The sequence below is a fragment of the Streptomyces sp. R302 genome (assembly GCF_012927245.1).
GTDB lineage: Bacteria > Actinomycetota > Actinomycetes > Streptomycetales > Streptomycetaceae > Streptomyces.
Map to the genome: position 1 here is coordinate 688,902 of NZ_JABBGE010000002.1, position 23,856 is coordinate 712,757.

At 73.3% G+C, this 23,856-nt stretch carries 26 protein-coding genes and 1 pseudogene; 14 read left to right on the forward strand and 13 right to left on the reverse strand.

The genetic code is table 11. The features are described from left to right. The first annotated feature begins 121 nt into the window (after positions 1 to 121). Entirely contained in the window at positions 122 to 334 is a 213-nt protein-coding gene (locus tag HHL19_RS08920) for a hypothetical protein (RefSeq protein ID WP_169087379.1), read from the forward strand. Here HHL19_RS08920 and mptB read toward each other — a convergent pair. The 3 genes and pseudogenes from mptB to HHL19_RS08930 all read right to left on the reverse strand — a co-directional run bounded on the left by mptB (position 297) and on the right by HHL19_RS08930 (position 2,575). Then, positions 297 to 1,733, reverse strand: a complete 1,437-nt coding sequence (gene mptB, locus HHL19_RS08925; RefSeq protein ID WP_169087630.1) for a polyprenol phosphomannose-dependent alpha 1,6 mannosyltransferase MptB — start codon at positions 1,731 to 1,733, stop codon at positions 297 to 299. The genes HHL19_RS08920 and mptB overlap by 38 nt on opposite strands. An 11-nt stretch (positions 1,734 to 1,744) precedes the next feature. Further along, a pseudogene (locus HHL19_RS37135) lies at positions 1,745 to 2,128 on the reverse strand (IS200/IS605 family accessory protein TnpB-related protein); the annotation flags it as partial. Continuing rightward, positions 2,129 to 2,575: a hypothetical protein gene (locus HHL19_RS08930; RefSeq protein ID WP_169087381.1), complete on the reverse strand. Its 447-nt coding sequence runs from the start codon at positions 2,573 to 2,575 to the stop codon at positions 2,129 to 2,131. A gap of 118 nt (positions 2,576 to 2,693) precedes the next feature. On the opposite strand from HHL19_RS08930, the gene HHL19_RS08935 reads away from it, so the two are divergent. The 6 genes from HHL19_RS08935 to HHL19_RS08960 all read left to right on the forward strand — a co-directional run bounded on the left by HHL19_RS08935 (position 2,694) and on the right by HHL19_RS08960 (position 9,198). Next, on the forward strand, positions 2,694 to 3,905 hold the full coding sequence (locus tag HHL19_RS08935) for a pyridoxal phosphate-dependent aminotransferase (RefSeq protein ID WP_169087383.1): 1,212 nt from the start codon (positions 2,694 to 2,696) through the stop codon (positions 3,903 to 3,905). Between the two features lie 156 nt (positions 3,906 to 4,061). Then, positions 4,062 to 4,436 carry a hypothetical protein gene (locus tag HHL19_RS08940; RefSeq protein ID WP_169087385.1) on the forward strand — a complete coding sequence of 125 codons (375 nt, stop codon included), beginning with the start codon at positions 4,062 to 4,064 and terminating at the stop codon, positions 4,434 to 4,436. A 203-nt stretch (positions 4,437 to 4,639) separates the two neighbouring features. Beyond that, positions 4,640 to 5,764 carry a hypothetical protein gene (locus tag HHL19_RS08945; RefSeq protein ID WP_346768453.1) on the forward strand — a complete coding sequence of 375 codons (1,125 nt, stop codon included), beginning with the start codon at positions 4,640 to 4,642 and terminating at the stop codon, positions 5,762 to 5,764. Beyond that, positions 5,761 to 7,026 carry a toxic anion resistance protein gene (locus HHL19_RS08950; protein WP_169087387.1) on the forward strand — a complete coding sequence of 422 codons (1,266 nt, stop codon included), beginning with the start codon at positions 5,761 to 5,763 and terminating at the stop codon, positions 7,024 to 7,026. The genes HHL19_RS08945 and HHL19_RS08950 overlap by 4 nt, the downstream gene beginning before the upstream one ends. Continuing rightward, positions 7,023 to 8,621 (forward strand): VWA domain-containing protein, encoded by a 1,599-nt coding sequence (locus HHL19_RS08955; RefSeq protein ID WP_169087389.1) that lies wholly within the window; start codon positions 7,023 to 7,025, stop codon positions 8,619 to 8,621. Before HHL19_RS08950 ends, HHL19_RS08955 begins: the two co-directional genes overlap by 4 nt. After that, a complete protein-coding gene (locus HHL19_RS08960) occupies positions 8,608 to 9,198 on the forward strand; it encodes a hypothetical protein (RefSeq protein ID WP_169087391.1) in 591 nt (196 codons plus the stop codon). The genes HHL19_RS08955 and HHL19_RS08960 overlap by 14 nt, the downstream gene beginning before the upstream one ends. 138 nt (positions 9,199 to 9,336) lie before the next feature. Here HHL19_RS08960 and HHL19_RS08965 read toward each other — a convergent pair whose 3' ends face one another. Continuing rightward, complete coding sequence (locus HHL19_RS08965; RefSeq protein WP_169087393.1) at positions 9,337 to 11,154, reverse strand: phosphoenolpyruvate carboxykinase (GTP); 1,818 nt, start codon at positions 11,152 to 11,154, stop codon at positions 9,337 to 9,339. Between the two features lie 198 nt (positions 11,155 to 11,352). Between HHL19_RS08965 and HHL19_RS08970 the strand changes: the two genes are divergently transcribed. Next, the gene (locus HHL19_RS08970; RefSeq protein ID WP_169087395.1) at positions 11,353 to 12,051 is read left to right on the forward strand and encodes a hemolysin III family protein; all 699 of its coding nucleotides are present in this window, start codon (positions 11,353 to 11,355) and stop codon (positions 12,049 to 12,051) included. Positions 12,052 to 12,078: 27 nt separating this feature from the next. Continuing rightward, positions 12,079 to 12,675, forward strand: a complete 597-nt coding sequence (locus HHL19_RS08975; RefSeq protein WP_240981480.1) for a TetR family transcriptional regulator — start codon at positions 12,079 to 12,081, stop codon at positions 12,673 to 12,675. Here HHL19_RS08975 and HHL19_RS08980 read toward each other — a convergent pair. The 3 genes from HHL19_RS08980 to HHL19_RS08990 are packed head-to-tail and all read right to left on the reverse strand — an operon-like array spanning position 12,641 to position 14,854. After that, positions 12,641 to 13,672 (reverse strand): glycosyl hydrolase, encoded by a 1,032-nt coding sequence (locus HHL19_RS08980; protein ID WP_169087399.1) that lies wholly within the window; start codon positions 13,670 to 13,672, stop codon positions 12,641 to 12,643. The two genes, HHL19_RS08975 and HHL19_RS08980, sit on opposite strands and share 35 nt — an antisense overlap. A gap of 1 nt (position 13,673) precedes the next feature. Then, positions 13,674 to 14,333 (reverse strand): vitamin K epoxide reductase family protein, encoded by a 660-nt coding sequence (locus tag HHL19_RS08985; protein ID WP_169087401.1) that lies wholly within the window; start codon positions 14,331 to 14,333, stop codon positions 13,674 to 13,676. A 17-nt stretch (positions 14,334 to 14,350) separates the two neighbouring features. Beyond that, entirely contained in the window at positions 14,351 to 14,854 is a 504-nt protein-coding gene (locus HHL19_RS08990) for a DUF5949 family protein (RefSeq protein ID WP_206325346.1), read from the reverse strand. 149 nt (positions 14,855 to 15,003) lie between these two features. Between HHL19_RS08990 and HHL19_RS08995 the strand changes: the two genes are divergently transcribed. Beyond that, positions 15,004 to 15,402, forward strand: a complete 399-nt coding sequence (locus HHL19_RS08995; protein WP_169087403.1) for a tyrosinase family oxidase copper chaperone — start codon at positions 15,004 to 15,006, stop codon at positions 15,400 to 15,402. After that, positions 15,386 to 16,252, forward strand: coding sequence for a tyrosinase family protein (locus tag HHL19_RS09000; RefSeq protein WP_169087405.1), 867 nt, complete (start codon positions 15,386 to 15,388; stop codon positions 16,250 to 16,252). The genes HHL19_RS08995 and HHL19_RS09000 overlap by 17 nt, the downstream gene beginning before the upstream one ends. Before the next feature lie 89 nt (positions 16,253 to 16,341). Here HHL19_RS09000 and HHL19_RS09005 read toward each other — a convergent pair whose 3' ends face one another. The 6 genes from HHL19_RS09005 to HHL19_RS09030 form a co-directional block, all read right to left on the reverse strand. Next, the gene (locus tag HHL19_RS09005; RefSeq protein WP_169087407.1) at positions 16,342 to 16,626 is read right to left on the reverse strand and encodes a chaplin; all 285 of its coding nucleotides are present in this window, start codon (positions 16,624 to 16,626) and stop codon (positions 16,342 to 16,344) included. A gap of 288 nt (positions 16,627 to 16,914) precedes the next feature. Beyond that, complete coding sequence (locus HHL19_RS09010) at positions 16,915 to 17,427, reverse strand: hypothetical protein (RefSeq protein ID WP_169087409.1); 513 nt, start codon at positions 17,425 to 17,427, stop codon at positions 16,915 to 16,917. Positions 17,428 to 17,550: 123 nt separating this feature from the next. Then, positions 17,551 to 18,405 (reverse strand): hypothetical protein, encoded by an 855-nt coding sequence (locus HHL19_RS09015; RefSeq protein ID WP_169087411.1) that lies wholly within the window; start codon positions 18,403 to 18,405, stop codon positions 17,551 to 17,553. A 161-nt stretch (positions 18,406 to 18,566) separates the two neighbouring features. Then, on the reverse strand, positions 18,567 to 18,839 hold the full coding sequence (locus HHL19_RS09020) for a hypothetical protein (RefSeq protein ID WP_169087413.1): 273 nt from the start codon (positions 18,837 to 18,839) through the stop codon (positions 18,567 to 18,569). Positions 18,840 to 19,080: 241 nt separating this feature from the next. Next, positions 19,081 to 19,926 carry a hypothetical protein gene (locus HHL19_RS09025; protein WP_206325347.1) on the reverse strand — a complete coding sequence of 282 codons (846 nt, stop codon included), beginning with the start codon at positions 19,924 to 19,926 and terminating at the stop codon, positions 19,081 to 19,083. Between the two features lie 274 nt (positions 19,927 to 20,200). Further along, a complete protein-coding gene (locus HHL19_RS09030; protein WP_169087415.1) occupies positions 20,201 to 20,440 on the reverse strand; it encodes a chaplin in 240 nt (79 codons plus the stop codon). Positions 20,441 to 20,819: 379 nt separating this feature from the next. Here HHL19_RS09030 and HHL19_RS09035 point away from each other — a divergent pair, with 379 nt between their 5' ends. From HHL19_RS09035 to HHL19_RS09045, 3 genes are read left to right on the forward strand one after another with little or no spacing between them, the layout of a single operon-like run. Continuing rightward, a complete protein-coding gene (locus tag HHL19_RS09035; protein WP_169087417.1) occupies positions 20,820 to 21,266 on the forward strand; it encodes a hypothetical protein in 447 nt (148 codons plus the stop codon). A gap of 1 nt (position 21,267) precedes the next feature. Then, the gene (locus tag HHL19_RS09040) at positions 21,268 to 22,404 is read left to right on the forward strand and encodes a glycosyltransferase (protein WP_169087419.1); all 1,137 of its coding nucleotides are present in this window, start codon (positions 21,268 to 21,270) and stop codon (positions 22,402 to 22,404) included. Beyond that, positions 22,401 to 23,855: an exopolysaccharide biosynthesis polyprenyl glycosylphosphotransferase gene (locus HHL19_RS09045; protein WP_169087427.1), complete on the forward strand. Its 1,455-nt coding sequence runs from the start codon at positions 22,401 to 22,403 to the stop codon at positions 23,853 to 23,855. Before HHL19_RS09040 ends, HHL19_RS09045 begins: the two co-directional genes overlap by 4 nt. Position 23,856: the final 1 nt, after the last annotated feature.

Consider the following 23,856-nt stretch of genomic DNA (forward strand, 5'->3'; position numbering starts at 1 on the left):
TACGGCACGGTCGTCGCGGCCGCCGCCCGGCGCGCCCGCACGGTCACCGTCCCCCTGGACCCGGCGCTCGCGGACGAGGAGGCGGTCCGCGACCCCGCTCCCGTCGGACCCCCGCCTCGCGATGCGCTCCCTGCGGCTGCCGGAGCGCTTCGCCGGGACGCGCCCGGAGGCGGACGCGCTCCGCGAGGAGCTCATGGCCCGCCTCGGCTGCCGGGTCCTGGTCCGGCCGTGGGAGGACGGCGGCGGCATCCGGATCTGCGGCCAGATCTACAACCGCCCGGCCGAGGACGAACGGCTCAGCCGCGGGCTGCGCTCCCTGCCGGACGGCCGCTGAGGTCACCGACGCCGCCGGGGTCCCCGCCGGCTCCGGCGGGCCACCGGTCGCGCCGGAGCCACAGCAGCCCCAGGGCGAGGACGAGCCCGGCGGCGACGAAGCCGTACCAGGGGGTGCGTCCCGAGGGCTGCGTCTCGTACACGAGGGCCGCCGAGACGACGGCGAGCACCTGACCGCCCCGGCTGTGCCAGGCGACGGCCGCGACGGCGGCCGTGCCCCACAGCAGGTACCAGGGCTGCACCATCGGCGAGAGGGCGACCAGCGCGACCAGCCCGTGGCCGAGCCCGAGGACGGGGTCGATCCGCCCCCGGTACGCCCGCCACGCGAGGGCCGCGATGATCGCGACGGCGGCGAGCAGACCCAGCTTCTGGACGACCGCCTTGACCGGTTCGGGGTCGTCGGCGACGAGCGTGCCGAGCGCCAGGCCGAGGTCGCTGGTGAGCGAGAGCGGGGTGTGGATGGCGGCGGCGACGGACTGCGTCCCCAGCCAGCCGAAGCCGGTCCCGGAGACCAGGCTCGCCCCGGCGGCGACCGCGCCCGCGACGGCCGGCGGAAGCAGCAGCCCCTTCAGGAGCCCGCCGCGCCGGGCGACGACCACCGCGACGAAGAGGAGCGCGACGGCCGCCGGCGACTTCACCATGACGGCGCAGCCGACGAGCACGCTGCCGAGGACCCACCGGCCGCGCACGGCGAGCAGCACCCCGCCGAGCATCAGCCCGATCATGAGCCCGTCGTTGTGGGCGCCGCCGATCACGTGGACCAGGTAGAGCGGGTTGAGCACGGCCAGCCAGAGGGCGCCGTCGCCGTCGCCCTCCCGGAAGCCGCGCACGGCCCAGACCGTGAGGGCGAGCGCGCCGACGGCGACGAGCCGCAGCAGCAGGACGGACGGGACGACGGCCCCGCCGGTCAGCTTCACCACGCCCTCGGCGAGGAGCAGGAAGACGGGCCCGTACGGCGCCGGGGTGTCGGTCCAGTTCCCGCCGACGCTCGCCGCCGCGTCCGCCCCGAGCTGACCGGGGCCGAGCGCGGAGGGCCCGGCGCCGTAGACGTCGTACCCCTCCAGGACCATCGCGCCCTGCGCGATGTAGCTGTACACGTCGGCGCTGTGCAGCGGCGGGGCGAGCAGCAGCGGCGCGGCCCACGCGGCGAGCGTGACCAGGACCCGGTCGTGGACGCCGCGCGCGAGGAGCACGCCGTACCGCCACCAGGCCGCGACGAGCAGGGTCAGCCCGACCGCCGCGACGACGGCCCCGGCGGTCTCGACGGCACCGTCCCGCGGCGCCCACAGGGATCCGCCGCCGACCACGGGCAGCGCCCCGGCCGCGTATCCGCCGGCGGTCACGCCGACCGCGCCCGCCGCACCCAGCCACCGGCACCCGGAAGCACTCACCACCCACATGACGGGCAAACCTACCGTTCCTCATCAGTGAGCAGAAGTGAGTCTTGGACCCATACCTGGTCACTGCGGACACCCCGAACGGTTGTGGGTGTCCTGGTCGCCCGCGTACGCGCCGCGTCCGGCGGAACGGATCGTGTCCGTGGTCCGGGGATGCGGGGGCGGGGTTCCTCACGCCCAGGGGCAAACCGGTCGGCCTGGACGGTCCGATGCCCGTACACATCGCTCTGGTGTGCACGGGGCGGTGTCGTCCGTCGCCGGATCGGGTGTCCCTGGGCGCGTCGTCCGATCGCGATGCTCGCGGCATCGTGCCGGGTGGTTGTGCGGGTGGGGCCGCTCATCGGCTTTTGCCAGTGCTGGGCACCCCACTCGAGGGCCAGCAGGTGAAGACCCCGGTCTCAGCGCGGGCCCTTCCCGTTGCCCCGTCCCCGGCCGGGCTTGTCGGTGCCGGTGGCGGTGGTGGTGGACGTGGCGGTCGGCGCGGTCTCCGTCGCGGGGGCCGCGGTGGCGGGGGCCTCGGACGAGGCCTGCGTGGTGGGGGCGACCGTGGACGGGGTGGGGCCGGCCGGGCCGCCCGTGCCCGGGCCGGTGCTCCGGCTCGGGGCGGGAGCCGGGGTCGTACCGCTCGCCTTCGGGTCCGTCTGGATCAGCGCGGGCAGACCGCCGCGCTCCGCGTCCCGCTCGGCCGGCCGCTTCGCGCCGCCCCCGCCGGTCAGCGCCACCGCGCCGAGCCCGAGCACGGCGGCCCCGCCGACGGCGACCAGCCACACCGCCCCGCGCCCCCGCCGGGCGGAGGCGTGACGGCGGCGCCCGTGCGGGGCTCTGACGGGGTCCTCGAAGCTCATGGCCCGCATTGTAGGGATCACGACAGGCCCGTACGCCGGGCGCGTCCGGCCGGGTCCCGGTGCCGGACGTGTCCGAGAACACGACGCATGCGCCCCCCGCCGGCCGTAAGCTCGCGTCATGCAGGTGATCCAGTCCACGAAGCTCGCCAACGTCTGTTACGAAATCCGGGGCCCGGTGCTCGAAGAGGCGATGCGGCTCGAAGCCGCGGGTCATCGCATCCTCAAGCTCAACACCGGCAACCCGGCCGCCTTCGGTTTCGAGTGCCCGCCCGCGATCCTGGAGGACGTCCTCCGGAACCTCTCCGAGGCGCACGGCTACGGCGACGCGAAGGGCCTGCTGTCCGCCCGCCGCGCGATCATGAGCCACTACGAGACCAAGGGCATCCACCTCTCGGTCGAGGACATCTACCTCGGCAACGGCGTCTCCGAGCTGATCCAGATGGCGATGCAGGCGCTGCTCGACGACGGCGACGAGGTCCTCGTCCCGGCCCCCGACTACCCGCTGTGGACGGCGTCCGTCTCCCTCGCGGGCGGTACGGCGGTGCACTACCGCTGCGACGAGCAGGCGGACTGGATGCCGGACCTCGCCGACATCGAGCGGAAGATCACCGACCGCACCAAGGCGATCGTGATCATCAACCCGAACAACCCCACGGGCGCCGTCTACGACGACGAGATGCTCCGCTCGCTCACGGACATCGCCCGCCGCCACAACCTCGTCATCTGCTCGGACGAGATCTACGACAAGATCCTCTACGACGGCGCCACCCACACCCCGACCGCCGCGATCGCCCCCGACCTGCTGTGCCTCACCTTCAACGGCATGAGCAAGAACTACCGGGTGGCCGGTTTCCGCTCCGGCTGGCTCGCGGTCTGCGGCCCGAAGCACCACGCCTCCTCGTACATCGAGGGGCTGACGATCCTCGCGAACATGCGGCTGTGCGCGAACATGCCGGCCCAGCACGCGGTGGCCGCCGCGCTCCAGGGGCGGCAGTCGATCGAGGACCTGGTGCTGCCGGGCGGGCGGCTCCTGGAGCAGCGGAACACGGCGTACGAGCTGCTGACCTCGATCCCCGGCGTGACCTGCGTGAAGCCGAAGGGCGCGCTGTACCTCTTCCCGCGGCTCGACCCGAACGTCTACAAGGTCAAGGACGACCGGCAGATGGTCCTGGACCTGCTGCGGGCCGAGAAGATCATGGTGGTGCACGGGACGGGCTTCAACTGGCACGAGCCGGACCACTTCCGGATCGTGACGCTGCCGTCGGTCGCGGACCTCACGGACGCGGTGACGCGGATCGGGCGCTTCCTGGACGGCTACGGCCAGCACTGACCGGCCGCGGGGCGGGCGGCGCCCCCGGTCCTGACCCGCCGTGGCGAGCGGTGCCCCGCCCCCACCCCAGCCTTGACCCACCCTTGAACCGGACCGGAATCAACTTTAGACAGAATCTAAGCTAGGCTGGTCTCCGAGCAGTCAGGAGGCCGTCCCATGTACGAACCGATCCGCACCCCCTCGGTCCACACGACGGCCGGCGCGCCCGGCACCTTCCCGCACCGTTCCCGCGAGGAGGAGCTGGACATCCAGCTCGCCGGCCACCTCGCCGCCCTGCTCGCGGTCACCGACGAGCTCGGCGACGGCGAGGGCGGCGAACAGATCGCCCGCCAGGTGGCCCGCCTCCGCGGCGCGCCCCCCGCCCGGCACGCCGCCCTCAGCGGAGCCACCCCCGAGGCCCTCCACCGCAAGGCCCAGGACCTCGCCGGCCGCGCCCTGCTCGTCGCCGCCTCCCGCGCCGACACCTCCGCCGCGATCCTCGCGGCCACCCGCATGGACACCCACACCGCGGCCCTCACCGCCGCCCCCTAGACGGCCCCGGGCCGCGCGGCACGAACCGCCCGGCCCGGGAGCCATCCACCCCGGTCCATCCACCCCGGTCCATCCACTCCGGTCCGCCCATCCCGGTCCATCCACCCCGCCCCACCCGCACGCGGCGCCATCCGGCGGTCACCCCTCCGGTTCCCATCCGGGATCGCTCCTTCACCCGCCGTACACCCAACTCCCTCTGGAATGTGGGTTTCCGCGAGCACGCTGCCCGCGTGAGACGCATCCTGGGAATCGTCCTTGCCGTCCTGCTCCTCGGCGGCGTGGCCGCCGTCCTCGTGACGGGCGGCGAAAAGGACAAGGGCACGGCAACGAAGACCGTGCGAGGAGTCATCGGCTCGGAGAAGAGCGAGTTCTTCTCCGATCCCGACGTCGTGAAGGCCCTGTCCGCCAAGGGCCTCACCGTGAACACCGAGACCTCCGGGTCCTGGGACATGGGGCAACTCCCCCTGAAGGGATACGACTTCGCGTTCCCTTCCTCGAAGGGACCGGCCGACGAGCTGCGCGCCAAGGCCCCGGACAAGGCCGCCGCCGCGCCGCTGCGCCCCTTCTACTCGCCGCTGGTGGTGGTCGCGCACAGCAACGCCGCCCGGGTCCTCGCCGACAACGGCCTGGCCACCCTCGGCGCCCGCGGCACCAGCGGCATCCTGAAGATGGACGCCTATCTGGCCGCCGTCCGCGCCGACCGCGGCTGGCGCCAGCTCAAGGGCGCCGACAGGCACGCCGAGCTGAGCGGCACGCTCTTCATCACCTCCACCGACCCGATGGCCTCCAACTCCGGCGCCCTGTACCTCGCCGCCGCGAGCTACGTCGCCGACGGCGGCCGGGTCGCCGACGGCAAGGAGGCCGTCGCCCGCACCGCCCCGCTCCTGCGCAAGCTCACCCAGGTGCAGGGCGCCCAGCAGACCGGCTCCGACGCCCCCTTCCGGGACTTCGTGAGCGGCGTCGGCAACCCCCTCGTCCTCGTGTACGAGTCCCAGGTCGCCGCCCAGCTCCTCGCCGGCCGGCCCATGGGCGACCTCGTCGTGCTCTACCCCGACACCACGGTGAACAGCGACCACACCCTCGTACCGCTCAGCGAGGGCGGCAAGGAGCTCGGCCGGCTGCTCTCCGAGGACCCGGAGCTGCGCCGCCTCGCCGTGCGGCACGGCTTCCGGCCGCAGGGCGCCGCGCCCGAGTTCACCGAGGCCACCAACCAGTACGGCGAATACCTCAACCAGACACTGACCGGAGTCCGTCAGGCGCCCGTGCCCACCGGCGCGGTGCTGCGCGACATGGCGCGGCGGGCCCGTGACCAGGGGGGCACCGCATGACCGACCCGACCGACCCGACCGACCCGCGCGCCGCCGGGCAGCCCCGGAACCCGTACGCGGGCGCTCCCGAGTCCACCTTCGTCCTGACCCCGCCCGGGCAGGACGCCCCGCTCGTCCTCACCCCGCCCGCCCCCGCCCCGAAGGTCCGCGCCGAGCAGGCCTCAAGCCTGGTGCCGCTGGACGAGTCGGTGCGCGCCGAGACGGCCCGGCGGGCCGAGGAGTACGTGGGCTCGCTCGCCGGACTCGACCCGCGCTCCCCGGAGTTCGCGGGCCGCATCGGCGAGATCGCGGCGCTCGGCTCCGGCGAGATGCGGGCCGCCGCCCAGCAGTCGAACCGGATGCTGGACCGCACGGTCCGCTCCCTCGGCCGGGGCGGCGGCGACGCCTCCGCCCGCGTCGGCTCCTCGCTCGTCGAACTCCGGCGCACCGTCGAGGACCTGGACCCCCAGGACACCCCCGACAAGGGCCTCAAGGGCCTCCTCGCCAAGCTGCCCGGCGGCAACAGGTTCCGCGACCACGTCGCCACGTACGCCTCCTCGCAGGCGACGCTCAACCGGATCGTCGGCTCGCTGCGCGGCGGCCAGGACGAACTGCGCCGCGACAACGCCGCGTTGCAGACCGAGCGGGCCCGGCTCTGGGAGACCATGGGCAAGCTCCAGGAGTTCGCCGTCCTCACCGAGGCCCTCGACGCGGCCGTCGAGCAGCGGATCGCCGGCACCCACGACCCGGCCGAGGCGGACGCGCTCCGCGCCGACGTCCTCTTCCCGGTCCGCCAGAAGCACCAGGACCTCCTGACCCAGCTCGCCGTCTGCGCGCAGGGATACCTCGCCATGGACGTGGTCCGGCGGAACAACGACGAACTGATCAAGGGCGTCGACCGGGCCGCGACGACGACCCTGTCGGCGCTGCGGATCGCGGTCATGCTCGCCTCCGCACTGGAGAACCAGCGCAAGGTCACCGAGCAGGTGAACGCGCTCCGGTCGACGACCGAGGACCTGATCCGCGGCAACGCCGAGATGCTCTCCACCCAGGCCGGCGAGATCCAGCGGATCGCCGCCGACCCGGCGGTCGGCGCCGAGACCCTGCGCACCGCCTTCCAGCAGATCTACCGCACGCTCGACGCCATCGACACGTACAAGGTCCAGGCGACCGAGGCGATGGCGGCGACCGTCTCCTCCCTCACGAGCGAACTCCAGGAAGCGAGCGCCCACGTGGACCGCGGCCGCCGTACGAGCGCGCTGGAAGGCGGCACCTCCGCATGAGCCCCCGTACGCTCCCCCGCCTTCTGGCGGGCCTCGCGCTCGCCCTGCTCCTCACGGCCACCGCGGGCTCCTGCGGCACGGTCGGCAACTCGGCCGGCGGCACCGGCGAGCAGCGCGACAGGACGGACAGCGGGCCCGCCGAACCCGGCACCCTCCGTGTCCTCGCCTCCTCCGAACTGTCCGACATGGCACCGGTCCTGGAGGACGCCCGCAAGGCGACCGGCGTCACCGTCCGCACCACCTACGCGGGCACCCTCGACGCCGTCGAGCAGATCGCCTCGGGCCGGGCCGAGAAGGAGTACGACGCCGTCTGGCTCTCCTCCAACGACTACCTGCGGCTGCGTCCCGACACCGCCGGCCGGATCACCGGCGAGATTCCGGTGATGACCTCCCCGGTGGCGCTCGGCGTCCGCCCCGAGGCCGTCGCCCGGCTCGGCTGGGACCCGAAGAAGGTCACCTGGTCGCAGCTGCACCAGGCGGTCGCCGCGGGGAAGCTGACGTACGGCATGACCGACCCCAAGCGCTCCAACTCCGGCTTCTCCGCGCTCGTCTCGGTCGCCTCCGGGCTCTCCGGCGCCCAGTCCGCGCTGAGCGACCGGGACGTGGCGAAGGCGACCCCGAAGCTCCGCGAGTTCTTCACCGGCCAGAAGCTGACCTCCGGATCCTCCGGCTGGCTCGCCACCGCCTACAACCGCCGCTCCGACGTCGACGCGCTGGTCAACTACGAGTCGGTGCTGCTCTCCACGCCCGGCGCGCTCACCGTGATCCGCCCCTCCGACGGCGTCGTCACCGCCGACTACCCGCTGACCCTGCTCACCGCGGCCCCCGCCGCCGCCAAGGAGTCGGCCCAGCGGCTCACCACCTACCTCCGCACCCCGGAGGCGCAGCGCCGGATCACCGAGACCACCCTGCGCCGCCCGGTCGTCGCGGGCGTGACCCCCTCGCCCCGGCTCGACCGCGAGCTTCGGCGCGAACTGCCCTTCCCCGGCAGCCGTTCGGTCGCCGACGGCCTGCTCGACGCGTACGACAACACGCTGCGCCGGCCCTCCCGCACGGTCTACGTCCTGGACACCTCGGGCTCGATGGCCGGTGAGCGGCTGTCCCGCCTCAAGGAGGCGATCGCCGAGCTGACGGCCGACTTCCGGGACCGCGAGGAGGTCACCCTGATGCCCTTCGGCTCCGCGGTGAAGGGCGCCGAGGTGCGTACGTACACGGTCGACCCGAAGGACCCGGCGAAGGCCAGGGACGCGATCCGCGCCGAGACCGGGCGGCTGACGGCCTCCGGCGGCACCGCGATCTACTCCAGCCTGACCGAGGCCTACCGCAGCCTGGGCACCGCGCCCCGCGACACCTTCACCTCGATCGTGCTCATGACGGACGGGGAGAACACCGACGGGACGAGGGCCTCCGACTTCGACGCCTTCTTCGGCGCGCTGCCCGCCGGACAGCGGCACACCCCGGTCTTCCCGATCCTCTTCGGCGACTCCGACCGGACCGAGCTGGACCACCTCGCGGAGCTGACCGGCGGCAAGCTCTTCGACGCGACGCGGGGCTCCCTGAAGGGCGCCTTCGAGGAGATCCGTGGCTACCAGTAACCCGGTGCTCCGGTACGCGGAGTCCCGCAAGAACCTCACGGGCTGCCTCTGCGGCCTGGCCGGACTCGGCATCGGCCTCACCGGCGCGGCCGGCGGCCTCTGGCCGCTGGTGGTGCTCGGCCTGTACGGCGCGGGCGCGCTGATCGCCCCGCCGGAGCGGCCGGACGCCCCGGCCTTCCCGAGCGCCGGCGAGCAGCTGGAGTCGCTGCGCGCGGACCGCGCCACCCTGCGGGAGTACCTCGCGGAGGTGGAGCTGCCGGAGGAGGCCAGGGAGCGTCTCGACGAGCTGGACGCGCTCTTCGAGGCGCTGCTCGAACCGGGCTGGGTCAGCGACCCGGAGCACCTCCACGTGCTGGCCCGGGCGGTCCGCCAGGACGTGCCGGAGGCGGTCGACGCCTTCGTCCGCACCCGCTGGTGGACCCGGGTGAACCCGGGCTCCGAGCCTCCCGAGCGCCATCTGGAGCGGCAGCTGGCCGCCCTGCGCGAGGAGGCCGGCCGGATCGCCGCGGCACTCCAGGAGGCGGAGGAGCTCCGTCAGCGGGCGCACACCCGCTATCTGGAGGACCGGGGTGACTGATCCCCGCACGGGGAGATGCGCCGGCCCCGGAGCCTGAGGGGGCTCCGGGGCCGGTTGCGTCGTGGTGGACCGTCGTGACCCCACTGGTCAGGGCGGTGTTTCGGGGCAGCCCACCACGAGTCTCATGCTGCTACGGGATCAGCCCAGGCGCTCGACGAGCGCGTTGTACTGGTCCCACAGCTCCTTCGGCGTGTGGCTGCCGAAGGTCTCCAGGTGCGCGGGGACCAGGGCGGCCTCCTCGCGCCAGACGTCCTTGTCGACGGTGAGCAGGAAGTCCAGGTCCTCGTCGGCCAGGTCCAGGCCGTCGGTGTCCAGGGCCTCCCGGGTCGGCAGGACGCCGATCGGGGTCTCGACACCCTCGGCCTTGCCCTCCAGGCGTTCGACGATCCACTTGAGGACGCGGCTGTTCTCGCCGAAGCCGGGCCAGACGAACTTGCCGGCGTCGTTCTTGCGGAACCAGTTCACGTAGTAGATCTTCGGCAGCTTCGCCGCGTCGGCGGTGGCACCGACCTTGACCCAGTGGGCCATGTAGTCGCCCATGTTGTAGCCGCAGAACGGCAGCATGGCGAAGGGGTCGCGGCGCAGCTCGCCGACCTTGCCCTCGGCGGCGGCGGTCTTCTCGGAGGCCACGTTGGCGCCGAGGAAGACGCCGTGGTTCCAGTCGAAGGACTCGGTGACCAGCGGGACGGCGGTGGCGCGGCGGCCGCCGAAGAGGATCGCCGAGATCGGCACGCCCTTCGGGTCCTCCCACTCCGGCGCGATGATCGGGCACTGCCCGGCCGGGACGGTGAAGCGGGCGTTCGGGTGGGCGGCGGGCGTCTCGGACGCGGGCGTCCAGTCGTTGCCCTTCCAGTCCGTGAGGTGCGCGGGCGCCGTCTCGGTCATGCCCTCCCACCACACGTCGCCGTCGTCGGTGAGCGCGACGTTGGTGAAGACGGAGTTGCCCCACATGGTCTTCATGGCGTTGGCGTTGGTGTGCTCGCCGGTGCCGGGCGCGACGCCGAAGAAGCCGGCCTCGGGGTTGATGGCGTAGAGGCGGCCGTCCTCGCCGAAGCGCATCCAGGCGATGTCGTCGCCGATGGTCTCCACGGTCCAGCCGGGGACGGTCGGCTCCAGCATGGCGAGGTTGGTCTTGCCGCAGGCCGACGGGAAGGCGGCGGCGACGTACTTCGCCTCGCCCTGCGGCGGGGTGAGCTTGAGGATGAGCATGTGCTCGGCGAGCCAGCCCTCGTCACGGGCCATGACGGAGGCGATGCGCAGGGCGTAGCACTTCTTGCCGAGGAGCGCGTTGCCGCCGTAGCCGGAGCCGTACGACCAGATCTCGCGGGTCTCCGGGAAGTGCGAGATGTACTTGGTGGAGTTGCACGGCCACGGCACGTCCTCCTGGCCCTCCGCGAGGGGGGCGCCGAGGGTGTGGACGGCCTTCACGAAGAAGCCGTCGGTGCCGAGCTCGTCGAGGACGGCCTGGCCCATGCGGGTCATGGTGCGCATGGAGACCGCGACGTAGGCGGAGTCGGTGATCTCGACGCCGATGGCGGAGAGCGGGGAGCCGACGGGGCCCATGCAGAAGGGGACCACGTACATGGTGCGGCCCTTCATGGAGCCGCGGAAGATGCCCTCGGAGCCCGCGAAGAGCTCCTTCATCTCCGCCGGGGCCTTCCAGTGGTTGGTCGGGCCGGCGTCCTCCTCCTTCTCGGAGCAGATGAAGGTCCGGTCCTCGACGCGGGCGACGTCGGTCGGGTCGGAGGCGGCGTAGTACGAGTTCGGGCGCTTCGCCGGGTCGAGCTTCGTGAACGTGCCCTTGGCGACGAGCTCCTCGCACAGGCGCTCGTACTCGGCCTCGGAGCCGTCGCACCAGACGATGCTGTCCGGCTGCGTGATCTCGGCGATCTCGTTCACCCAGGAGACGAGCTCCTGGTGCTGGGTGGGAAGGGGAGCCGCGTTGTCGCGCGCCACGATTGCTCCTTGTAGAGGGGTGTATTCCGCTGTATGCCCCGTGGGGGCCGCGACCCGGATGCGTCGTAGCTGCTCATCCGGTGCCGACCGCACTCATTTGATCATCCGCTGGAAACGCCCATATGTCCAGGGGGGTGCACACGTGAGCATCGCCACTCGTATCCGGCACCTACGGGGCCGTAGGTACGATTCCGTGTCATGACTGCAGCCACGCCGGAAGTGACCCCGGTCGAGCCCGAACCGACCGCCCAGACCCCGTCGCTCCCGCTGAAGCCACGACTCAGGGGCTGGCTGCACGCGGGCATGTTCCCCGCCGTGATCGTCGCCGGACTGGTCCTCGTCGCCCTCGCCGACTCCCCCCGCGCCCGGATCGCCTGCGGGGTCTACGTCCTCACCGCCTGCCTGCTCTTCGGCATCAGCGCGCTCTACCACCGCGGCAACTGGGGCCCGCGCGGCGAGGCCGTCCTGCGCCGCCTCGACCACGCCAACATCTTCCTGATCATCGCGGGCACCTACACCCCGCTCACCCTGCTGCTGCTCCCGGACTCCACCGCGAAGCCGCTCATGTGGGCGGTCTGGGCCGCCGCGGCCGCCGGCATCGCCTTCCGCGTCTTCTGGGTCGGCGCCCCCCGCTGGCTCTACACCCCCTGCTACATCGCCATGGGCTGGGCCGCCGTCTTCTTCCTCCCCGACTTCATGCGGACCGGCGGCATCGCCGTCCTCGTCCTGGTCGTCGTCGGCGGCCTGCTCTACAGCGCCGGCGGCGTCATCTACGGCATGAAGCGCCCGAACCCGTCCCCCCGCTGGTTCGGCTTCCACGAGGTCTTCCACTCCCTCACCCTCGCCGCCTTCATCGTCCACTACGTCGGCATCTCCCTGGTCGCCTACCAGTCCTGACCAGGGATGACACGACAGAATGACCCCATGGCCAGTGGTCTGAGGGAACGCAAGAAGCAGAAGACCCGCGCGGCGATCCGCCGGGCCGGACGACGGATCGCCGCCGCCCACGGCTGGGAGGCCGCCACCATCGAGCGCATCGCCGCCGAGGCCGAGGTCTCCCCCTCCACCGTCGTCCGCTACTTCCCCGTCCGCGAGGACATCCTCCTCACCGACGAGGACGACGAGCGCCTCGAAGCCCTGCTGCGCGCCCGCCCGGCCGGCGAGGAACCCCTCGAATCCCTCCGCGCGGTCGTCGTCGAGGCCATCGGCGCGGCCCTGGCCGCCGACCCGGAGGAGCTCAGGGTCCGCGCCCGGCTGATGGCCGGCACCCCCGCCGTCCGCGCCCGGCTCACCGAGACCACCGCCGAGACCGGCCGCCGGCTCGCCCGCGCCCTCGCCGACCGCACCGGCCGCGCCCCCGACGACCTGGAGGTCCGGGTCTTCGCCGCCGCCGTCCTCGGCGCCCTGCGCGAGGCCGTCCTCTACTGGGCCGAGCGCGGCCTCGCCGAGGACCTCACGGCGCTGCTGCACCGCACCCTCGACACCCTCAAGGCCGGGCCGTCGCTCCCAGCGCGCCCCTGACCACCTCGGCCGAGCGCGGATTGGCCGCACACCCCCACACCCCGTGCGGGCAGTAGTCGGTCACCGTCTGGTAGACGGGCCGGTGGAGGGCGAACCAGTCGAGCATCCCCCGCACGTACGCCGGGTTGTCCCCGTTCCGGAAGAGCCCCCACTCCGGGTACGAGACGGGCTTGCCGTGCTCCTTCGCGAAGGCCACGTGGTGCGCGAGCCCGTACTCCTCGCTCACCTGCTCCTCGAAGGAGACCCCCTCGGGCTGGTCGTAGGCGTCCATCCCGATGATGTCGACGACGTCGTCCCCCGGATAGCACTCCGGCCACGGCACGGCGTCCCGCCCCCGGCTCGGCGTGAAGTCGAAGCGGAACCGCTGCCCCTCGACCTCGCGCAGCACCCCGACCACCTGCCGCCAGTACGCCTTCCAGGCCGCCGGGTCCGGCCCGCAGCGATGCCCGTACGTGGTGCCGTTCATCTCCCAGCCGAGCACCAGGACCGCGTCCCCGAGCCCGTGCTCCACCAGCCCCTCGCCCAGCGCCTCGAAGTGCGCGTCGAAGGCGCCGCCCGCCCCGTGCCGCAGCCCCTCCCGCACCTCGGCGTCGCTCAGCCCGGCCTCGTTGCGGTCCATCATCGGCACGTTCAGCACGAAGAGCCGCCCCGGCCGCCCGGCCTTCCACCGCGCCCAGGGCGCGAAGAGCTCCCGGTGCCCCTCGATGTTGGACCAGCGGTCGCCCGGCAGATAGGTGTGCCCGACCGTCAGCTCCCCGCCGCCCAGCCACGCCTCCGCCCCGGCGATCCGCCGCACCCCCTCCGCGTCGGAGCCGGTGAAGAAGCCGGACGGCACCCCGGGCAGCGGCGAGGGCTCGGGCGCGGTCGCGGTCCCGGTGTGCCGCTCGCCCGGCGCGAGCCGGCCGACGATCCCGGGCGCGAGCACGAGCGCGGCGACGGCCGCGAGCAGCACCAGGAGTGCGGCCCGCGGCCGGGAACGGGGGCGGAGACGGCTCACGTCAGCTGGTCCAGAACTCCCACCAGCGGGTCAGGATCAGCATCCCGATGATCCCGATGTGCAGCACCGGCGGGGCGAAGGCGAAGTCGCCGAGGAAGCCCCGCACCGCCGCCGGGGCGGGCAGCACCCCGGTCCGCACGTTGTGCGCGGTGACGTACCAGAACATGGTGATCGTCGCCGTCCAGGCGAGGCAGCACCACAGGCAGAGGGCGTTGATCTCGTACAGCGACTGCTGCATCAGCCAGGTGCAGAAGCCGACGCCGAGCAGCATCCCACCGTTCAGCCCCAGCCAGAACCACCCCCGGTGCCGGGCCCCCGCCAGGAGCCCGGCGCCGATCGCGAGGACGACGCCGTACGTGACGAGGCCGAGCATCGGGTTGGGGAAGCCGAAGACCGCCGCCTGCTCGCTCTTCATGATGTTCCCGCAGGACACGACCGGGTTCAGGCTGCACCCCGGCTGGAAGCCCGGGTCCTCCAGGAGCTTGAACTTGTCGATCGTGATCACCCACGCGGCCAGGATCCCGGCCGCGCCCGTGACCACGAGCAGCCAGCCGAGCCCCCGGCCCGCGCCGACCGTGCCGTCCTCCGACCGCAGGTCCCGCGCCGCGCGGTCCTCCCGCCGCTGTCCCGGGACCCCGCTCCGTACCCCGAGCGTCGTCATCGCGCCGCCCCTTCCGTTCAGCCCTGCACGCGCCGGATCGGCAGCAGGACGTGGGCGCATTCCGCGAGCATCTCCTCGTCGGAGACGAAGGCGCGCAGCCGGTCCTCGTCCACGGGCTGCCCGGGGACCGCCTCGGCCCACGGGCGCACCGAGCAGAGGAAGTAGACCTTGCCGGTCTCGCGGGCGGCGGCCTGCCACTCGGCCGGCACCGGGCACTGCACCTTCAGGAAGGGCAGGGTGAGGACGGCGGTGCCGGCCTCGACGAGCAGCGTGGCGCTGATCCCCGCGTCCTTCTCCAGGTCGAAGAGCCGGTCTCCGACCGAGAGGCCCATCGACTCCAGGGCGGCGCGCATGGCCTGCTGCCCGGCCTCCGGACCGTCCCGGCCGTCGCCGAGCGAATACGCCATGAGGAAAGGCGTGCCGGCGGAGTCTTCGGTGACTTCGCTGGACCACGGAATCACCGTGAGCGTGCCCAGCGGAGAGACGCTGCGCGCCTCGGAAAGGACATGGGGAGTGGTCATGGAACGGGATGCTAGTGGGGCAACCACCCTTTCCCCGTACCGAATTCACTCATCCGGCCGACATTCCCCCGCTCGAACTCCCGGCCGCAACGAACACGGGTTTTCATCGTTGTGCCCTGAGGCCCCTTGTCGACACCAGGAGATCGCCGATGCCCTTCACGCGCCGTGTCGCCCTCCGGTCGCTGTTCGCGCTGGCCGTCACCGCCGCCACCGGCGGGACCCTCGGCCGGATCGCCGCCCGCCCCCCGGAGACGGGGACGGACCCGTACGCCTTCGACGAGATGTACGCGGGCCGCCGGATCCGCGGCCTCACCGGACCGGCGGGCGAGCCGGTGGCGCTGGTGGACGGGCGGCCGCTGCACCTGATGCGCTGCGCCGACGGCGGCTGGGTGACCCCGCTGGACCACTACGAGTCCTGTCCGAGCCCGCTCGCGGCCACCCGCGCGGCCGTGGACGCGGCGGGGTCGGCCCCCCTCTCCCGGTACGCGGCGGGGCACGGCCTCCACTCCGACCCGACGGGAGGGAACCCGCGTGGTGTACACGCGTAAGAACCAGCGCGACCTGACGGCGGCCGAGCGCCGCCGGTTCGTCGCCGCGGTGCTCGAACTGAAGCGCCGCGGCACGTACGACGAGTTCGTCCGGATGCACATCGACCACTACGTCGCCGACGGCGCCGGCCGGCTGCGGACCGCCCACATGGCGCCGAGCTTCCTGCCCTGGCACCGGAAGTTCCTCCTGGAGTTCGAGCGGGCGCTGCGCCGGATCGACGCGACGGTTTCGGTCCCGTACTGGGACTGGACCCGGGACTCGACCCCGGCGGCCTCGCTCTGGTCGGAGGACTTCATGGGCGGCAACGGCCGCCGCTCGGACCTCCAGGTGACCACCGGCCCCTTCGCCTACGCCGGGGGGAAGTGGACGGTGAAGCACGCGATGACCGAGACCTCCTTCCTGACCAGGGACTTCGGCCGTCCGCGCGATCCGGTCACGCTGCCGACGACCGCCCAGCTGGACGAGGTGATGCGGGAGCGGACGTACGACACGGCCCCGTGGAACTCGACCAGCCCCTCGGGTTTCCGCAACCGCCTGGAGGGCTGGGCCCCGGGCTCGGGCAACGACCGGTTCCGGATCCACAACCGGGTGCACCGCTGGGTGGGCGGTCTGATGCTCGGCGGCGGTTCGGTGAACGACCCGGTGTTCTGGCTGCACCACTCCTTCGTGGACCTGGTGTGGTCGCGGTGGCAGCAGCGCAATCCACAGGCCGCCTATCTGCCGGCGGAGCCGCCGCCGCTGGGCGACGCGCAGTACCGGAAGGTGGTGGCACGGCACCAGCCGATGGCGCCGTGGGGCGTGACGCCGGCCGAGATGTTCGACCACAGCGCGATCTACCGGTACGCCTGACGGGGCGGGGCGGGGCGGGGGAGGCCCCGGACGCGGGCGTCCCCCCGGCCCTGGAGGGGCCGGGGGGACGCTCGGGGGAAGCGGGGCGGTCAGCCGCCGTAGCCGCCGTCACCGTTGCCGCCGCCGTTCGGGGCGTCGACGTTGGCGCAGTGGTTGCCGAAGGCCGGGTTCAGCAGGCCGATGACGTTGACGGTGTTGCCGCAGAGGTTGACCGGGACGTGGACCGGGACCTGGACGACGTTGCCGGAGACAACACCGGGCGAGCCGGCGGCGACGGCGCCGGCGTCGGCGTCGGCGACGGCCAGGCCGGCTCCGCTGAGGGCGACGGCACCGGTGCCGGCCAGAACGGCGGCAGCCTTCGCGATGCGAGACATCAGAACTCCTTGGATGGGTCGAGCGACCGCAGGGATCACGGCCGTCACGTGCGTTCAACGCCGTACCACGGAGCGGGTCACGGCGATTGAGCCGAAAAGGTGGCCCGCGGTCCGATGACCGCCCCCCGTCGGATACGAGAGGTGGCACTCCGGACCGCGGACCGTGGCCATGCGACAAGCCTTCCGGTGCAACGAGGAAAGGCCCTTGCGGTAGCGGGGAAGAATCGTGTCTTCACTCGCGCGGAACGCGCCCGAACGGAATTCCGAAAAGGGCGGGGGAAGGGGGTTTCAGCCGCGCTCGGGAGCGAGGCCGAGCTGGGAGTCGAGGGCCCCGCTCAGCGTCGGGGCGATGAGGCCGAGCTTCGGATCGGCGAGCTTGGGCAGTCCGGCGAGGCCGTTGCCCCGGGGGGCCTCGACCGGGTGGCCGAGGGTGGCACCGGGGGTGGCGGCCTTCATCTCGGAGTGCGGGCTGGCGAGGAGCGCCCTCCCCGGCTCGCTGCCCTTCAGGAGCTCGGGGAGCGGGGCGTCCACGACGGTCTCGGGCAGGGTGCTGGTGAGCGGGACGGACGGCAGGGTCACGTCGGGCAGCGCGCCGAGGCCCTTCTGGAAGCCGGTGGGGGCGCCGGGCATGGGCACCGGCACGCCGGTCGCGACGGTCGGGGCGTCCATCGGCAGGACCGGCTCCAGGCCCTGGAGGGGAACGATCACCGGGGCCTCGACGGCGGCGGCCGGGGCGGCCATGGCGGCGGAGGCGAGCGCGGTCATGAGGAGTCCCATGCCGGCGTGAGAGCGCAGAGTCATGCCGGGTGAACGAGCCACTCGGCCGAAACGTCGCGCGTGGTTCCCCCATGTGCAGCAACGCCGGAGGCCCCCACCGGTGAGGGCGGGGGCCTCTGTTGACGTCACGTCAGGCAGGCGCGTACGTCAGTGGCGACGGCTCCGGACGAGGCGGCCGCCCCGGAGCTGGACGACGGTGCCGCCGATGATGAGGGCGGCGCTGACGGCGGCCGCTCCCCACAGGGCGGGGTCGCTGCCCGTGTCGGGGAGTTCGGGCTTGTCGGGCCCGTGCGGCGGGGTGGTCGGCGTGGTGGGCTCACAACCGGGCTCGGGCTCCTCGCCGGGCTCGGGCTCCTCGCACTCACCGGGAGGCGTGGTGGGCTCACACCCCGGCTCGCCCTCCTCGCACTCACCCGGCGGCGTGGTGGGCTCACACCCCGGCTCGCCCTCCTCACACTCACCCGGCGGCGTGGTCGGGGGCTGGGTCGTGGGAGGCGCCGTGGTCGGCGGGTGCGTCGTCGGCGGTGTGGTGGGCTCACACCCCGGCTCACCCTCCTCACACTCACCCGGCGGCGTGGTCGGGGGCTGGGTCGTGGGAGGCGCCGTGGTCGGCGGATGTGTCGTCGGCGGTGTGGTGGGCTCGCACCCCGGCTCACCCTCCTCACACTCACCCGGCGGCGTGGTCGGCGGGTGCGTGTGCGGAGGCGTCGTCGGCGGATGTGTCGTGGGCGGCGTGGTGGGCTCGTCGCCGTAGCCGCCGTCGGGTTCCTCCGTCGCGTGGGCGCAGAGGTCTCCGACGACCGACGTCACGTAGTCGCCCAGGTCCATGCCGGCGCCGCAGAGTTCCGGCGAGAGAGGGGCGTGCGCCTGCCCGTTGCCGGGTCCTGGCGTGTCGCCCGTGCCGGGGTGCGCGTTCGCGGCCAGTGCGAGACCGCCGGTCAGCGACAGCAAGCCGGTCGCTGCCGCCGCGGTGAGTACTTTCCTGCTGATGATGGACCGCATACCGCTCTTCCTCGGGAGAAAGGGAGAGACCGGCGAGGATCCCCCCTCGCTCCGTCCGGCCGCGTCCCACGCTGACGTTCGCGAGGGACGGTCCCGAGAGTAGGGAGCGGCACACCGTGTGAGGTCGAGGCCACACGGCGACCGGTCAGAAAATCATTCGATCAGCCGCCAAGCGGGTTGACCGGGAGGCCGCCGACGAGCGGGAGGCCCTTGCCGGACTGGTTCAGCTGGGTCGCGGTGTCGGTGACCGACTTGACCGGGGAGCCCTCGGTGGTGCTGCTGAGCACGTCCGTCTTCAGCCCGTTGGCGGCGATGGCCTCCAGGCCGCCGTTCAGGCTGGTCGGCATGAGTGCCTCCTGGGCCATGGCGGGGGCGGCGACGCCGAGGGCCATGAGAGAACCGGCGACGACCGCGGCGACCTTGGTGGGCTTCATGGGGAGAATCCTTCCTCTGTTCTTTCAACTCGCGTTCCGCACAGGCTTCTTGATGAATTCCGTGCGTCGCTTCCGTCTTCTGTAACGAGAGGTGGGCTCCCCGGAAACTCCAGGAGCAGGGATTTCTCGACACTGCACCCGATCGAAGGGGACCGGTGCGATTTCCGGATGACCGGACACGGACGCGCCCGTACCGGCCCGGCGGAAGGCCGGACCGGTACGGGTCGGGGGTGCGCGCGGGTCAGCGGACCGGCAACGGCGGCTTCACCGGCGCGTCGACCGGCAGCTCCGGTGCGTCGACCGGCGGGTCGACGGGCAGCTCCGGCGGGTCGACGGGCAGTTCGACGGGCGGGTCGACCGGGAGCGAGGGCAGCGCGGGGAGGCCGGCCAGGTCCGGGGCGGGCAGCCCGCTGCCGAGCACGGTGGCGACGACGAGGTTGACCAGGGAGGTCAGCGTGGCCGTGACCTGCGGGACGACTCCGCCGGCGTCCCCGGAGGTGACGGCGGCGACCAGCCCGGCGACGGCCTTCTCGACGGTGCCGAGCGCGTCGTCCACCAGATCGGCCGGCGCGGCCTGCGCGGCCGGCGCGGCCTTGGCCCCGGCCGCGACGGGCAGGGTCACCGGCGGCTTCACGGGCAGCCCGGCCGGGGCCTCGGCGGCCGGCGGGGCGACGGGGGCCTCGACCACGGGCGGGGCGACCGGGGTGTCCACGACGGGCGGGGTGACCGGCGGCTCCGGGGTGGCCGGGGTCTCCGGCAGCGGGGCGGGGGCGGTCTCCTTGGCCTGGTCGACGGCGGCCTGGATCTTCGCCTTCAGGGCTTCGGCGTCGGCCGCGGGGAGCTGGCCTTCGTCGGCCTTGAGGGCGGCGGTGAGGAGTTCGGTCACGGGGGTCGTCACACCGCCGACGTCCGCGAGGGCCTTGGTCCGGGTCAGCAGGGCGGCGGCGTCGGGGAGCGGGGCGTGGGCGGCCCGGTCGGCCGCGCGGGAGGGACGGTGCTCGTCGGCGAAGGCGGGTCCCGCCGCGCCGAGGGTGAGGGCGGCGGATATCGCCAGGGCCGTGAGAGGGCGTGTGACCAGGGGACGCATATGTGTTCCTTTTCCTTATGCGTCGGACAACTTCCCTCCCACCGTGCCTGCGGGTATAGCCCTCCGCAACCACAGAACTACTGAGCGCCACGTCTCCGTTCGAGTGAATCCGCCTTCCGACCTGCCCCCCGAAGGGGCGTACGCCGTTGCACCGGACGGCGTACGGGGGTGCGCCCGAACGGGTACCGGCCCAGTGGCCGCAAGGAAAAAGCCGGTGCGCCCGCCCCGAGGGGTGGGCGCACCGGCTTCGGAAGGACCGATCCGACGTGCGAGGTCAGACGTTGGCGCAGAAGTTGCCGAAGGCCGGGTTGAGCGCGCCGATGACGCTCACGGTGTTGCCGCAGACGTTGACCGGCACGTGGACCGGGACCTGCACGACGTTGCCGGAGCCGACACCGGGGGACTTCACGGCGGCGCCCTCTGCGATGGAGTCGGCGGCGGCGGCACCGGCGGCACCGGCGACCGCGGCGGCGGCACCCACGGTCAGGACGACGGCCTTGGCGATACGGGACATGGAGAAGTTCTCCTCGATCGATTTCCAACTCGGACTGCGCGGACTGTTCGGCCCGGCTCCCTCAACAACGCGCCGGCTTTTCTTCGGTTGCTCTCCCGAACGGGTGACGTTCAACCGATCTTTGGCCTGCGGGAGGGCCATTCGAGCGACGGGCCGGAGAATGGCGCAACACGCCCAACGAGGAACCTGCCGCACAGATACGGGAGTTAGCGTTTCCGAGCATCTAATGCTTACTATCGCTCCGCGCCGGGGTTATAACGTTCCCGAACGTTGCTTCCGGGCCCGCCGCGCGTTCACCCATTTCGTGCGGACAACACCTCCCCCTCCCCCGGTCTTCACGGGTCTTCCCTTCCTTCTCTCATCAAAGCGGAGAACCTGTATGCGGAATTCAGCGGTTCTTGAGGCCGCCCGGGTCCCCTTCGCCGCGCGCTACCGGGCCGAGCTGCACGGTGGGATCGCGCGCGCCGCCAACGCCTCGGCGCAGGGCCTCCAGGGCACCGAGACCTCCGACGACGGGACGTCGATCGGCTACGTCGACGTGGACGACGATTACCTGGAGGTACGGACGGGCGGTCGGAAGTCCGCCCTGATCGGCGATTCCGACAATTCCGCGAACGACTGGCTGAACTCCGGCATCACGGAATTCGGCAAGGCCGGGACGGCACGCTTCCCGGCCGCCGGGAACACCCTGGGGTACGACTCCGACGTCTTCGATCTGCGGGGGGCGCCGCGCAACGGGGCCGACCGTGTCCACGTCCGGCTCGGCAGCCGCGAGGACACCGTCTGGCTCGGCGCGCTCTTCCCGCAGGCGGACGTACGGCGCTGACGTGCGGGCCCCGATCGAGGCGGACCCCGGGTCCGTCACCGTCCTGCACGCGGTCCAGCCCGGCGACGGCGGGGTGGCCAGGGTCGTCGTCGACCTGGTGCGCGCCCAGCGCGCGGCCGGACTGCGTCCCGTCACCGCCTGCCCGCCCGGCACCGCGCTCGCCGCGGAGCTGCGCGCCGAGGGCGCCGAGGTCCACGACTGGCGAGCCGGGCGCGACCCCGGTCCCGCGCTGTTCCGGGAGACCCGTGAACTGGCCCGGGTGGTCCGGGCCGTGCGGCCCGGGCTCGTCCACGCGCACTCGGCGAAGGCGGGGCTCTGCGCCCGGCTCGCGGTGCGCGGGCGGATCCCGACCGTGTACCAGCCGCACGCCTGGTCCTTCGAGGCCGTGACCGGCACCACCGCCGGACTGGCGCGCCGCTGGGAGCGGTTCGGCGCCCGCTGGGCCGACCGGATCCTGTGCGTGAGCGCGGCGGAGCGGCGTACCGGCGAGGAGGCCGGGGTGGCGGCGGCCTGGTCGGTGGTGCACAACGGCGTGGACGTGGCGCGGTTCGCGACCGACGGTCCCGCCGGGAACCCGGCGCCGACCGTGGTGTGCGTGGGCCGGCTGTGCCGGCAGAAGGGTCAGGACGTGCTGCTCGCCGCCTGGCCGGCGGTCCTCGCCGAGGTGCCGGCCGCGCGGCTCGTGCTCGTCGGCGAGGGTCCGGACGGGGAGCGGCTGCGGGCCGCCGCCGGGCCCTCGGTGCGGTTCACCGGGGCGGTCGGCGACACCGTGCCCTGGTACCGGGCGGCGGACGTCGTCGTGCTGCCGTCCCGCTGGGAGGGCATGGCGCTCGCGCCCCTGGAGGCGATGGCGGCGGGCCGGCCGGTCGTCGTCACCGAGGTCGACGGGGCCCGCGAGAGCCTGCCGCCCGGCCATGAAGCCCTGTGTCTGGTCCCGTCGGAGGATCCGGCCGCCCTCGCCGCCGCTCTCGGCCGCCTCCTCGGCCGGCCGGAGCTGCGGCACCGCCTGGGCCGTGAGGCCCACGAGCACGTCCTCAGCAGTTTCGATGTGCGGCGCACCGGCGCGGCCGTCGCGGAGATCTACCGCGAGCTGGCCGGAGTGCGGGGCACGGAGCACAGAGAGCCGATTGCGCAGTGACCACGGAAAGTACCAGCGTTCCCTCCTCACCCGGCCCGTGGCCGGTCGCGGGTCCGGCCTTCGGGCCGGTCTCGTTCGTCCCCCGTCGGCGGCTCTCCGGCCGGCTCGCGCCGACGCGTCGCCGGGCGGCCGCGCGGCCGGGTCCCGGAGCGCCGGCGCTGCGGGTCGTCGACTGTCTGGCGGTGCTGGCCGGTGCCGCGCTGCTCGGCCCGGCGCACCAGGACCCGCGGCTGCTGCTGCCGGTCGCGGCGCTGCTGCTCCTGCTCGACGGGCGCGGGGGGCTGTACCGGCCGCCGATGCACGCGCGGCTGCTCGACGAGCTGCCGGCGCTGGCCTCGCGGGCCGGGGTGGTGTGGTGCGTGGCGGCGGCGGGCGCGGCGGCCTGGTCGCCGACGCTCGCGATCGGTCCGCTGCGGCTGTGCGGGGCGTACGCCGCGCACGTCGGGGTGGCGGCCGTGCTGCGGGCGGTGCTGCTCGCGCGCGGGCGGCGGATCGCCCGGGAGCGGCCGCGGTCGGCGCTCGTGGTGGGTCCGCCCGCGGCGGCCCGCCGGTTCGCGGCGGCGGCGGCGCAGCACCCGGAGTTCGGGATGCGGCCGGTCGGGATCGTGGGCCTTCCGGACGGGACGATCGGTGAGCAGCGGCCGATGGAGCCGGGGCTTCCGCTGCTGACGACGGCGGAGGAGATCCGCCGGGCGGTCATCCAGAACACGGTCCGCGAGGCGGTGTTCCTCTCCCACGAACCGGAGCTGGTGACCCTCTTCCAGCATTACGGCTGTACGACCTGGCGGGTCGGCGGGGAGCGGCACGAGGGCCCGATGGGCGAGCACGTGTGGGGGTACGCGCGGCGCCGTCTGGTGCCGGCGGCCGAGCGGCGCGGGGCGGTGGCCAAGCGGGCCCTGGACATCGCGCTCGCCGGTCCCGCGCTGGCGCTCGCGCTGCCGGTCCTCGCGGTGTGCGCGCTCGCGGTGCGGCTCGCGGACGGGCCGGGGGTGCTGTTCCGGCAGGAGCGGGTGGGCCAGCACGGGCGGCACTTCACGCTGCTGAAGTTCCGGACGCTGCGGCCGTCGGACGAGTCGGAGTCGGCGACCCGGTGGAACGTGGCCGGGGACCGGCGGATGAGCGCGGCCGGCAACTTCCTGCGGAAGTCCTCGCTCGACGAGCTGCCGCAGCTGTGGAACGTGCTGCGCGGCGACATGAGCCTGGTCGGGCCGCGGCCCGAACGGCCGTACTTCGTCGCCCAGTTCAGCAAGATCCACGCGGGGTACGCGGCCCGCCACCGGATGCCGGTCGGGCTGACCGGTCTGGCGCAGGTGCACGGGCTGCGCGGCGACACCTCGATCGAGGACCGCTGCCGCTTCGACAACCACTACATCGACCACTGGTCGCTCTGGCAGGACGTCTGCATCCTCGTCCGCACGGCGGCCGGGCTCGTGCGACCGACGGGGAGCTGAG